The organism is Streptococcus sp. HMSC078H12 (assembly GCF_001814615.1).
Classification (GTDB): Bacteria; Bacillota; Bacilli; order Lactobacillales; family Streptococcaceae; genus Streptococcus; species Streptococcus salivarius_F.
In genome coordinates, this window is the sequence record NZ_KV817348.1 from 1 (window position 1) to 12,225 (window position 12,225).

The following is a 12,225-nucleotide window of genomic DNA, read 5'->3' on the forward strand; positions in this document are numbered from 1 at the left end:
AACCACCCGTTAGACGGGTGGTTATGATTTATCGACAAGTTACCCACAGACTTATCCACAGGTGTGGAAAAGTCTGTTGATAGTGTTGAATCTTGATTTTTCAAGGTTTTATAAGAGAGATATTATTTAGGTTGTGAACAAGTTTATCCACAAGTAGTTGGGGCAAAGAGAGGATATTTTCATAAACGATATTAGTTAAATTCCTCGGAAACATTCGTCTTTTTCAAGAAAAAATATGCAAATTTCATAAAAAATAGCATTTTTAATCAAAATATGCTAAAATTATACAAAATAAAATGATGGAGGCTTCTCATGAAAGCGATTATTACAGTTGTAGGTAAGGACAAATCAGGTATTGTTGCGGGTGTTGCGACTAAGGTGGCAGAACTTGGCTTGAATATTGATGATATTTCTCAAACAGTTCTTGATGAATTCTTTACCATGATGGCGGTTGTATCATCAGAAGACAAACAAGATTTTACACACCTACGTGCTGAATTGGAAGCCTTTGGTGAGTCATTGAACGTTAAAATCAACATCCAAAGTTCAGCAATTTTTGATGCTATGCACAACTTGTAAGATAGGAGTAGCTTAAAATGGATATTAAACAGGTCACAGAAACCATTGCCATGATTGAGGAGCAGAACTTTGATGTTCGTACCATTACCATGGGGATTTCACTACTAGATTGTATCGATTCAGATATCGATAAGGCGGCGGAAAAAGTCTATAACAAGATTGTATCTAAGGCTAAGAATTTGGTAGCTGTTGGTGACGAAATTGCAGCTGAACTTGGTATTCCGATTGTTAATAAACGTGTGTCTGTTACTCCGATCTCAATCATCGGTGCGGCAACAGATGCAACAGACTATGTACCTTTTGCGAAGGCATTAGACCGAGCAGCTAAGGAAATCGGCGTTAACTTTATTGGTGGTTTCTCTGCACTCGTTCAAAAGGGCTACCAAAAAGGTGATGAGATTCTTATTAATTCTATTCCACGTGCGCTTGCAGAGACTGATTTTGTCTGCTCATCTGTCAACATTGGTTCAACAAAGACTGGTATTAACATGACAGCAGTACGTGACATGGGACGTATCATCAAAGAGGCTTCTGAGGCAGATCCAATGGGCCCAGGTAAATTGGTGGTCTTTGCTAATGCGGTTGAAGATAATCCATTTATGGCAGGTGCCTTCCACGGTGTTGGTGAGGCTGATGTTGTAATCAATGTTGGGGTTTCAGGTCCTGGTGTTGTGCAACGTGCAGTTGAGAAAGTTCCAGGTGAAAGTTTCGATGTTCTAGCTGAAACAGTTAAGAAGACCGCTTTCAAAATCACACGTGTTGGTCAGTTAGTTGGTCAAATGGCCAGCGAACGCCTTGGTGTCGAGTTTGGTATTGTAGATTTGTCTCTTGCGCCAACACCAGCAGTTGGTGATTCAGTAGCCCGTGTACTTGAAGCGATGGGTCTTGAAGTTGTTGGTACGCATGGTACTACTGCAGCTCTAGCCCTTCTTAACGACCAAGTTAAAAAAGGCGGTATCATGGCATGTAACCAAGTTGGTGGTTTGTCAGGTGCTTTTATTCCAGTTTCTGAAGATGAAGGTATGATTGCGGCGGTTCAGTCTGGTCATATCAACCTTGAAAAATTGGAAGCCATGACAGCTATCTGTTCTGTTGGTCTAGACATGATTGCTATTCCTGCTGATACGCCAGATACAACAATCGCGGCTATGATTGCTGATGAAGCGGCTATCGGTGTCATTAACCAGAAAACAACAGCTGTTCGTATCATTCCTTATGGTAAGGAAGGTGATATGTTGGAACTTGGAGGTCTTCTTGGTTATGCACCAGTAATGAAAGTAAACAAGGCTTCATCGGCTGATTTCATTGCGCGTGGTGGTCAAATCCCAGCTCCTGTTCACAGCTTTAAAAACTAAGCGGATGATAAATGCTTTGCCGATTGGTAAGGCATTTTCTGATGGTCTCGTTGGCTAGATAGTCGAGGGGATTTGTGCTATAATGAATTCAAAAATGACGGAAAGAAGGGGTGCTATGAGTAAGGTTAAGTTGTATATTGCGAGACACGGCAAAACGATGTTTAACACCATTGGTCGTGCACAAGGTTGGTCTGATAGCCCTTTGACCCCGTTCGGTGAAGAAGGTATTCGTGAATTGGGGGTAGGTCTGAAAGCAGCAGGTATCCCTTTCAAGGCCGCATATTCTAGTGATTCAGGTCGAACGATTCAAACTATGGATATCATTTTACGTGAGACGGGTTTAGAAACTATTCCTTATAAACGTGACAAACGTATTCGTGAGTGGTGTTTTGGTAGTTTAGATGGTGGCTATGACGGTGAACTTTTCTATGGTGTGCTACCGAGAACAGATGCTTTTCAAGGTAAAGATTTGCATGAGGTAACTTATCCTGAGCTTGCACAAGGTATTCTTGATGTGGATACGGCTGGTTGGGCAGAGTCTTGGGAAGTACTCAGAAAACGTATCTTAGAGGGATTTACAGCTATTGCAGAAGATCTTGAGAGGTCTGGTGGTGGTAATGCTATCGTCGTTAGTCACGGTATGACCATTGCAACCTTTGCTTGGTTAATTGATCCTTCTGTCGAGCATCCTTCATTGGACAACGGTTCGGTTACTGTTGTTGCTTATGAAAATGGTAAATTTACATTAGAAGCACTTGGCGATATGACTTATCGTCAGGTTGGGCGAGAGATAATAGAAAAAGAAAATGGTAAAAAATAACTATCCAAGTCGCCGTCAGGCGAAAAAGCAAACCAACTGGTTTTTGGTTATCAGTAGTGTCTTGATTGCTATGCTTTTGATTGCAGCAGGACTTTATTCAGTATTTGGTGTCAGTCGTACAGTCCAACAAACCAATGGATCGTCAGTAACAAAAAGTAGTAAACAAGCTACCGATGCGACTCAAAGCAAGGATACAAAGGGACTACCTGATGTATCGCCTAAAGACTGGCAATTGCTTTTGGTAAATCGAGATAATAAGTCTAAAGAACTTAACCCTGAGATTGCTGACGTTGATGGTGTTTCTGTAGATGCAAGAATTGCTAAGAACGTTAAGGAGTTTTTAGCGGCTGCTCAAGAAATTGATCCAAGTTATCACTTGATATCAGGTTATCGTAGTGTTGCTTATCAGACAGAACTTTATAACAGTTATGTTCAGCAGGAAATGGCTGCTGACCCAAGTTTGACGGAGTCTCAGGCGGAGAAAAAGGTTCAAACCTATTCACAACCACCAGGAGCGAGTGAACACCAAACAGGTCTTGCGATTGATATGAGTACTGTAGATAGCTTAAATGAAGCAGATCCAGATACAGTAGCTAAAGTCAAAAAATTGGCGCCGAAATATGGCTTTGTTCTTCGTTTTCCAGATGGTAAAACATCGTCAACGGGTGTAGGCTACGAGGATTGGCATTTCCGCTATGTTGGTAAAGAGTCAGCAGAGTATATGACTGAACATAATCTTACTTTGGAGGAATATTTGGCATTATTAAAGGAGAAAGCTAAGTGAGACGACGTTTTAAACTAAAAGCCTTCATTACCTTAGTTGTTGTTTTTGCTTTAGGTATTCTCTTACCTTTGATTCTTCATGCCTCTACAGATGATAATGCTCGTTCGGTAAAGGTTGCTTACACACAGCAAGAATTTATTGAGACCTTAGCTCCAACAGCTCAAAAGATGTCTAAAAACTATGGTGTACCTGCGTCTATTCTCCTTAGTCAAGCTGCATATGAGTCAAATTATGGTAGCAGTCTTTTATCTGTTAAATATCATAACATCTACAGTCTCCCTGCTCAGCCAGGTCAAGAACGTATTCGTTTAAAGGATAGTATCTACAGTAAAGGGAAATGGCAATACCAAAAGGTGGATTTTGCAGTTTTTAAGGATTGGTCAAGTTCTATGATGACTTATTTAGAAGAACTTCGCCAAGGAACGTGGGGCGAGTCAACCTATAAAGAGGTGGCAGGAACGACTAGTTATAAAGTTGCGGCAGAAAAACTACAAGCTGCGGGTTTTAGCAGTGATCCAGATTATGCCAAACACCTCATATCTATTATTGAGACCTATCATTTGTCAAAATATGATTGATAAGATTAGAGTGCCTCTGAGGTGCTCTTTTTTTGCTTTTCTAGGTCTTAAGATGTATTTTTAGCACTCTTATAAAAAGAGTGCTAATTTTTTGGTTTTTTGGGTTGACATGTTCAAGTTTAGGTGTATAATAGAATCATAAGTTAGCAGTCGATGTGTTAGAGTGCTAATAAATAGAAATGAGGTGACATCGTGATTACGCAAAGGCAAAACACTATTTTGAATTTGATAGTTGAGATGTTCACTCGTACACATGAACCGGTTGGTTCTAAAGCATTACAAGAATCAATTGATTCGAGTTCAGCGACCATTCGTAATGACATGGCCAAGCTTGAAAAGATGGGCTATCTTGAAAAAGCTCATACTTCTAGTGGGCGTATGCCAAGCCGAGCAGGTTTCCAGTATTTCGTCGCTAATTCTTTGAATCTTGATACGATTGATGAACAAGATGTTTATCAAGTGGTCAAGGCCTTTGATTTTGAAGCCTTTAAACTTGAAGATATCTTGGATGCAGCGGCGAAGCTGCTGGCAGAAATGACAGGATGTACAGCAGTGATTCAAGATGTGGAACCGACACGACAACGTCTGACTGGATTTGACATTGTTCATCTGTCCAATCACGACGCTTTAGCGGTTCTTACTCTAGATGAATCTAAGCCTGTGACAGTTCAATTTGCTATTCCAAAAAATTTCTTGTCTAGTGATTTGGAAATTCTTCATAAGCTTGTTCAAGAACGTTTTTTGGGAAACACTGTCTTAGATATCCATTACCGATTGAGAACTGAGATTCCTCAGATTGTGCAAAAATATTTCAAAATAACAGATAATGTTTTAGACTTGTTTGATTATATCTTTTCACAACTTTTTAAGGAATTGATTTTCATCGAAGGTAAGGTTGCATCATTGACTTATGCCGACTTAAAAACCTATCAATTTTTGGACAATCCACAACATGTGGCACTTGAGCTTCGATCAGCTATCTCGGATGATGAAGTGACCAAGATTTCGGTTGCAGAATCAACTGAAGAAGCGCTTGAAAATGTCACAGTTATGAGTCATAAATTCCTGATTCCTTATCGTGGGATGGCACTCATGCATGTGATTGGTCCAGTTGAAATGGATTATCGTCGCATGGTTAGTTTGGTCAATGTTATTAGTAGAGTTTTGGTTATGAAGTTGACGGATTATTACCGTTACCTCAATAGTAACCATTATGAAGTTAGCTAAGATACAACATTTAAAAAGTATAGAAAGAGGTGTATGCCTTGACTGAAGATATTAAAAAAGAAGAAGTGAAAGAAGAGGAAGCTACGGAGACAACTGAAGAAGTTGTAGAGGAAGTAAGTGAACCTTCTGAACTTGAAGAAGCCCAAGCGCGTGCCGAAGAATTTGAAAACAAATACCTTCGTGCCCATGCAGAAATGCAAAACATTCAGCGACGTGCAAATGAAGAACGTCAACAATTGCAAAAGTATCGTAGCCAAGATTTGGCAAAAGCAATTTTGCCATCACTTGATAACCTTGAACGTGCTCTTGCCGTTGAGGGCTTGACTGATGATGTCAAAAAAGGTTTGGAAATGGTGCAAGAAAGTTTAGTGCATGCTCTTAAAGAGGAAGGAATTGAAGAAATTCCAGCAGATGGTGATTTCGATCATAACTTCCACATGGCTATTCAAACAATGCCTGCAGATGATGAACATCCAGCAGACACGATTGCACAAGTTTTCCAAAAAGGATATAAACTCCACGAACGCGTCTTACGCCCAGCTATGGTGGTTGTATATAATTAATTGAAAACTTGTCCGAAATGACAGAAAACTATGAATGAAAGATAAAAAAGCAAAATAGAAATTAAAGTAAAAAGGGGAAAAACATATGTCTAAAATCATTGGTATTGACTTAGGTACAACAAACTCAGCAGTAGCAGTTCTTGAAGGAACTGAATCAAAAATTATCGCAAACCCAGAAGGTAACCGCACAACTCCATCTGTTGTGTCATTCAAAAATGGTGAAATCATCGTTGGTGACGCTGCAAAACGTCAAGCAGTAACAAACCCAGATACAATCATCTCTATCAAATCTAAGATGGGTACTTCTGAAAAAGTTTCTGCAAACGGTAAAGAATACACACCACAAGAGATTTCAGCTATGATTCTTCAATACTTGAAAGGTTATGCTGAAGATTACCTTGGTGAAAAAGTAACTAAAGCAGTTATCACAGTTCCTGCTTACTTCAACGATGCACAACGTCAAGCAACAAAAGACGCTGGTAAAATCGCTGGTCTTGAAGTAGAACGTATCGTCAACGAACCAACAGCAGCAGCCCTTGCTTACGGTTTGGATAAGACTGATAAAGAAGAAAAAATCTTGGTATTCGACCTTGGTGGTGGTACATTCGACGTATCTATCCTTGAACTTGGTGATGGTGTCTTTGACGTATTGGCAACTGCAGGGGATAACAAACTCGGTGGTGATGACTTTGACCAAAAAATCATCGACCACATGGTTGAAGAATTCAAGAAAGAAAATGGTATCGACTTGTCAACAGACAAGATGGCTCTTCAACGTTTGAAAGATGCAGCTGAAAAAGCTAAGAAAGACCTTTCAGGTGTCACTTCAACACAAATCAGCTTGCCATTCATCACTGCCGGTGAGGCTGGACCTCTTCACTTGGAAATGACATTGACTCGTGCGAAATTCGATGATTTGACTCGTGACCTTGTAGAACGTACGAAAACTCCAGTTCGTCAAGCCCTTTCAGATGCAGGTTTGAGCTTGTCAGATATTGACGAAGTTATCCTTGTCGGTGGTTCAACTCGTATCCCTGCCGTTGTAGAAGCTGTTAAAGCTGAAACTGGTAAAGAACCAAACAAATCAGTTAACCCTGATGAAGTAGTTGCCATGGGTGCTGCTATCCAAGGTGGTGTTATTACTGGTGATGTCAAAGACGTTGTCCTTCTTGACGTAACTCCATTGTCACTTGGTATCGAAACAATGGGTGGAGTGTTCACAAAACTTATTGACCGCAACACTACTATTCCAACATCTAAATCACAAGTCTTCTCAACTGCAGCAGACAACCAACCAGCCGTTGATATCCACGTTCTTCAAGGGGAACGCCCAATGGCAGCAGATAACAAGACTCTTGGACGCTTCCAATTGACTGATATCCCAGCTGCACCTCGTGGTATCCCACAAATCGAAGTTACTTTCGATATTGATAAGAACGGTATCGTATCTGTTAAAGCTAAAGACCTTGGAACTCAAAAAGAACAAACAATTGTCATTCAATCTAACTCTGGTTTGACAGACGAAGAAATTGAAAAGATGATGAAAGATGCTGAAGCAAATGCTGAAGCAGATGCAAAACGTAAAGAAGAAGTAGATCTTCGTAACGAAGTTGACCAAGCTATCTTTGCGACTGAAAAGACAATCAAAGAAACAGAAGGTAAAGGCTTCGATACAGAACGTGATGCTGCTCAATCAGCTCTTGATGACCTTAAGAAAGCTCAAGAATCAGGTAATCTTGATGACATGAAGGCTAAATTGGAAGCTCTTAACGAAAAAGCTCAAGCTCTTGCAGTTAAACTTTACGAACAAGCTGCAGCAGCACAACAAGCCCAAGCAAGAGCAGAAGGTGCACAAACAGCAGATAACTCAGGCGACGACGTCGTAGACGGAGAGTTTACTGAAAAATAAGATGCAAAGTCCGTTAAAACCTCACAGTGAAAAATAGGAAGATTTCTCTTTTTCACCAAGAGGTTAGGGGGTGCTCAGTTCGGTAAGGTATTGAGCTTAGCTAGTAAATGAAAAAAAGAAATCCAGAGGTTGCAACCCAGCCTCTGTTTTTCGGTAAAATATAGGGTGTTGCGTATGAAAAAAGTACTTTGTATCATTTATCCTAATTTTTCTCTTTATGAGATAACCGCTTTAACGAGTACTTTAGCTCTGTCTTTTGATATCACGATTGATTATGTTGCTTCAGATTATTCGATAGTGGTCTCTGAGGATGGCTTGCCCTGTCAACCAACGAAAACACTGGATCAAATCCGTATAGAAGAGTATTCTTGCGTGATTTTGCCAGGAATGGTAAATATAGGGCCTGCTCTACAGGATGAGAAATTGATTTCGTTTTTGAGGGGGCTTGGTGAGCAAAATATCCTAATTGCAGCTATTTCTTCAGCACCTCTTTTATTAGCGAAAGCAGGTCTGTTGAAGGACACGAAATTTACAGGTGGAATTTGGCAAAGCTTCTTTGACTATTTTGAATTTCTTCCACGTGAAAATTTCCAACCGAAAGTTCTTGTGCAAGATAAACAGATCATTACGGCTATCGGTTTTGCCCATCAAGAGTTTGCAAGAAGAGTGATTCTAAGTTTAGGCTTGGCAGCTAATACGGACAACTATTTTAAGGAACAGAATGAGTACCCAGAAGAGGATTTGATATTTACTCTATCAAACGAGGAATTTGATGAAGTGAAGCGAAGTATAGAAAATGCCCTCTAATGATTTACACGAAAATTATAGAAAGGAACAAAGAGTGTTCGTCGTTGAACACGGGCTATGGATTAAGCAAAAAAGATAGTTGGTTTCAAGGGACTAGGTGTTCATCTTCAAAACTATTACTTTGGCTTTCTCCATTAGATGCCCTTTGTATCTAAAATTATGAACAATACCGAATATTACGATCGTCTTGGGGTATCTAAGGATGCCTCTCAAGATGAAATTAAACGTGCCTATCGTAAGATGTCTAAGAAATACCACCCAGACATTAATAAAGAACCGGGTGCGGAAGAAAAATATAAAGAGGTTCAAGAGGCCTACGAAACTTTAAGTGATGACCAAAAACGTGCAGCCTATGACCAATACGGACCAGATGGTGCGAATGGTTTTGGTGGTCAAGGAGGCTTTGGTGGCTTCGATGGTGGTGCAGGCTTTGGTGGCTTTGAGGATATCTTCTCTAGCTTCTTTGGTGGTGGTGCTACTCGTAACCCGAATGCTCCACGTCAAGGTGATGATCTTCAGTACCGTGTCAACCTAAGCTTTGAAGAGGCGATTTTTGGTGCCGAAAAAGAAGTTCACTACAATCGTGAAGCGACATGTAAGACATGTTCGGGATCTGGTGCAAAACCTGGAACAAGCCCTGTAACTTGTGGTCGCTGTCATGGTCAAGGGGTTATCAATGTCGATACGCAAACACCACTTGGTATGATGCGTCGTCAAGTAACCTGTGATGTCTGTCATGGAACAGGTCAAGAAATTAAAGAGCCATGTCAAACTTGTCACGGAACAGGACATGAGAAACAAAGCCATAAAGTATCTGTCAAGATTCCAGCAGGTGTTGAAACAGGTCAACAAATCCGTCTTGCGGGTCAAGGTGAAGCTGGTTTCAATGGTGGTCCTTATGGAGACCTCTTTGTAATCATTAATGTTAATCCAAGCGATAAGTTTACTCGTGATGGATCAACAATTTACTATACACTTAACATTTCCTTTGTCCAAGCAGCTCTTGGTGATACTGTCGAAGTACCAACAGTTCACGGAAATGTTGAGATGACTATTCCAGCAGGAACTCAAACAGGCAAAACTTTCCGTCTAAAAGGAAAGGGTGCTCCACGTCTTCGTGGAGGTTCACAAGGAGACCAACACGTTACAGTTAAGATTGTAACTCCTACGAAGCTAAACGATGCTCAAAAAGAAGCTCTCCTTGCCTTTGCCAAAGCAAGTGGTGATGAAAAAATCGCACCACAGAAAAAAGGTTTCTTCAATAAAGTAAAGGATGCCTTAGAAGATTTATAAAGGAAGGACGCTGAAGGCGTCTTTTTCTTTTTTGCCAGAAACTGTATGGGGTCAGTTGGTGATCGACCTACTTTTTATCCTTGAAAAAATCTGATATGATAATTTTATGGTTAGATACAAAGCGACAATTTCCTATGATGGTACACTTTTCTCAGGTTTTCAAAGACAACCAAATGCACGTTCTATTCAAGAAGAACTTGAAAAGACTCTCTTACGGTTAAATAGCGGTACACCTGTCACCGTTCATGGAGCGGGGCGTACAGATGCAGGTGTTCATGCCTATGGACAAGTTATCCACTTCGATTTGCCCCAGGAGCGGGATCCAGAGAAGTTACGTTTTGGTTTAGATACGCAATGTCCAGATGACATTGATGTTGTTAGTATTGAACTTGTATCAGAAGAATTTCATGCACGATACAATAAACACAGTAAAACTTATGAGTTCCTAGTAGATGCAGGGCGACCTAAGAACCCTATGATGCGTAATTATGCGACCCACTATCCCTACCCTCTAAGTTTAGCACCTATGCAGGAGGCTGCTAAGGATTTGGTCGGCACACATGATTTTACAGGCTTCACAGCTTCAGGAACTTCTGTAGAAAATAAAGTACGCACAATTACACAAGCTAGTGTATCTATCGATGAGAAAACTGGATTTTATATCTTTACTTTTTCTGGCAATGGTTTTCTCTATAAGCAAGTTAGAAATATGGTCGGCACCTTGTTGAAGATTGGCAATGGTCGCATGCCTGTTTCGCAAGTTAAGACAGTGTTGGAAAGTCGTGATCGTAATCTTGCAGGACCAACGGCAGCAGGAAATGGGTTATATTTGAAGGAGATTAGATATGAGTGATGAATTGATTTTAGCGATTTCAGGGAATGATATTTTTAGTGGTGGCGGACTTCATGCAGACTTAGCGACGTTTACCACTAATAAACAACATGGATTTGTGGCTCTTACCTGTCTGACAGCTATGACTGAGAATGGTTTTGAGGTCATTCCGGTTGATACTAATGTTTTTAAACAACAACTTGACTCACTAAAAGATGTCCCATTCTCAGCAATAAAAATTGGTTTGTTGCCTAACGTTGAAATCGCAGAATTAACGTTGGATTTTGTTAAAAAACATTCTGATATTCCAATTGTCTTGGATCCTGTTTTAGTATGTAAGGAGACTCATGACGTTGAAGTTTCTCAACTACGTGATGAATTGGTTAAATTTTTCCCTTATATTACGGTTATCACTCCGAACTTACCTGAAGTCGAATTGCTTATAGATAGAAAGGTTAAGACTCTTGATGACATGAAGCATGCGGCTAGCTATCTCAATGAATTAGGTGCTAAGACTGTCGTTGTCAAAGGTGGAAATCGCTTGGATGGTAATAAAGCGATAGATGTCTTTTATGATGGAACAGACTACAAATTGTTTGAAGAAGCTGTGCTAGACAAAAACAATACTGGTGCAGGATGTACATTTGCTTCAAGTATAGCTAGTGAATTAGTTAAAGGATGTTCAGAAACTGAAGCTGTGGCAAATGCTAAAGCCTTTGTTTATGAATCAATTAAACAGTCAAATGAATTTGGAGTAGTTCAATATGCAAAATAAGAAAACAAAAGAGCTAACATTATTAGCTATCTTAACGGCTTTATCAGTGACCTTTGGATTCGTAGCTAAAATTCCGACTCCAACAGGACTCTTAACGTTGGTAGATGCAGGAATCTACTTTACAGCCTTCTATCTTGGCAAGAAAGAAGGGGCAATTGTGGGAGGACTATCTGCATTTTTGATAGATTTGCTATCATCTGCTCCGCAGTGGATGTTTATCAGTTTGTTAATCCATGGTGCACAGGGTTATTTTGCTGGATTTAAAGGTAATTATCGTATCCTAGGCCTTCTGATTGCTACAATTGTGATGGTGGGTGGTTATGCACTTGCCTCAGTATTTATGTATGGAACAGGAGCTTCAATCGCAGAAGTGATCCCTAATTTCTGCCAAAACGCTCTCGGCCTAGTCGTTGGATGGGTATTGTATCAAGGATTCAAAAAGGTTCAATCTAAAAAAGGTTAATAGTTTTACTAAACCCTATTGACAAGTATTGATTTGGGTGATAAGATATAAAAGTTGTCTTAACTGACTTGCCACAAACTTGAAAAGGTTCCAAAACTTTAAAAAAGTTATTGACAAGACAGGTCAGAGATGATATTATAAATAAGCTGTTTCGCGAGAGACAGCGGACACGAGAAGTAAAAAAACTTCAAAAAAAGTGTTGACAAGGCATTCTAGATTTGCTAGAATATAGAAGTTGTC

At 40.0% G+C, this 12,225-nt stretch carries 13 protein-coding genes; all 13 read left to right on the forward strand.

What is annotated here, in order from left to right:
* The first annotated feature begins 312 nt into the window (after positions 1 to 312).
* The 13 genes from HMPREF2979_RS09875 to HMPREF2979_RS09935 all read left to right on the forward strand — a co-directional run bounded on the left by HMPREF2979_RS09875 (position 313) and on the right by HMPREF2979_RS09935 (position 11,985).
* Positions 313 to 579, forward strand: coding sequence for an ACT domain-containing protein (locus tag HMPREF2979_RS09875; RefSeq protein WP_002886390.1), 267 nt, complete (start codon positions 313 to 315; stop codon positions 577 to 579).
* Between the two features lie 17 nt (positions 580 to 596).
* On the forward strand, positions 597 to 1,934 hold the full coding sequence (locus tag HMPREF2979_RS09880) for a PFL family protein (RefSeq protein WP_002886391.1): 1,338 nt from the start codon (positions 597 to 599) through the stop codon (positions 1,932 to 1,934).
* Positions 1,935 to 2,049: 115 nt separating this feature from the next.
* Complete coding sequence (locus tag HMPREF2979_RS09885; RefSeq protein ID WP_037600240.1) at positions 2,050 to 2,754, forward strand: histidine phosphatase family protein; 705 nt, start codon at positions 2,050 to 2,052, stop codon at positions 2,752 to 2,754.
* The gene (locus tag HMPREF2979_RS09890; RefSeq protein ID WP_070656615.1) at positions 2,741 to 3,538 is read left to right on the forward strand and encodes a M15 family metallopeptidase; all 798 of its coding nucleotides are present in this window, start codon (positions 2,741 to 2,743) and stop codon (positions 3,536 to 3,538) included. The genes HMPREF2979_RS09885 and HMPREF2979_RS09890 overlap by 14 nt, the downstream gene beginning before the upstream one ends.
* Positions 3,535 to 4,116 (forward strand): glycoside hydrolase family 73 protein, encoded by a 582-nt coding sequence (locus tag HMPREF2979_RS09895; protein ID WP_002886394.1) that lies wholly within the window; start codon positions 3,535 to 3,537, stop codon positions 4,114 to 4,116. Before HMPREF2979_RS09890 ends, HMPREF2979_RS09895 begins: the two co-directional genes overlap by 4 nt.
* A 192-nt stretch (positions 4,117 to 4,308) precedes the next feature.
* Positions 4,309 to 5,343 carry a heat-inducible transcriptional repressor HrcA gene (hrcA, locus tag HMPREF2979_RS09900; protein ID WP_004182170.1) on the forward strand — a complete coding sequence of 345 codons (1,035 nt, stop codon included), beginning with the start codon at positions 4,309 to 4,311 and terminating at the stop codon, positions 5,341 to 5,343.
* A gap of 38 nt (positions 5,344 to 5,381) precedes the next feature.
* Positions 5,382 to 5,906 (forward strand): nucleotide exchange factor GrpE, encoded by a 525-nt coding sequence (gene grpE / locus HMPREF2979_RS09905; protein WP_002886396.1) that lies wholly within the window; start codon positions 5,382 to 5,384, stop codon positions 5,904 to 5,906.
* An 85-nt stretch (positions 5,907 to 5,991) separates the two neighbouring features.
* Positions 5,992 to 7,815, forward strand: a complete 1,824-nt coding sequence (gene dnaK, locus HMPREF2979_RS09910) for a molecular chaperone DnaK (RefSeq protein ID WP_070656618.1) — start codon at positions 5,992 to 5,994, stop codon at positions 7,813 to 7,815.
* A gap of 174 nt (positions 7,816 to 7,989) precedes the next feature.
* The gene (locus HMPREF2979_RS09915; RefSeq protein WP_070656620.1) at positions 7,990 to 8,622 is read left to right on the forward strand and encodes a DJ-1/PfpI family protein; all 633 of its coding nucleotides are present in this window, start codon (positions 7,990 to 7,992) and stop codon (positions 8,620 to 8,622) included.
* Between the two features lie 159 nt (positions 8,623 to 8,781).
* Positions 8,782 to 9,915: a molecular chaperone DnaJ gene (dnaJ, locus tag HMPREF2979_RS09920; protein WP_002886399.1), complete on the forward strand. Its 1,134-nt coding sequence runs from the start codon at positions 8,782 to 8,784 to the stop codon at positions 9,913 to 9,915.
* 106 nt (positions 9,916 to 10,021) lie between these two features.
* Positions 10,022 to 10,768: a tRNA pseudouridine(38-40) synthase TruA gene (truA, locus tag HMPREF2979_RS09925; RefSeq protein WP_004182157.1), complete on the forward strand. Its 747-nt coding sequence runs from the start codon at positions 10,022 to 10,024 to the stop codon at positions 10,766 to 10,768.
* Entirely contained in the window at positions 10,761 to 11,522 is a 762-nt protein-coding gene (locus HMPREF2979_RS09930) for a bifunctional hydroxymethylpyrimidine kinase/phosphomethylpyrimidine kinase (protein ID WP_022496746.1), read from the forward strand. Before truA ends, HMPREF2979_RS09930 begins: the two co-directional genes overlap by 8 nt.
* Positions 11,512 to 11,985 (forward strand): ECF transporter S component, encoded by a 474-nt coding sequence (locus HMPREF2979_RS09935; protein WP_014633687.1) that lies wholly within the window; start codon positions 11,512 to 11,514, stop codon positions 11,983 to 11,985. Before HMPREF2979_RS09930 ends, HMPREF2979_RS09935 begins: the two co-directional genes overlap by 11 nt.
* Positions 11,986 to 12,225: the final 240 nt, after the last annotated feature.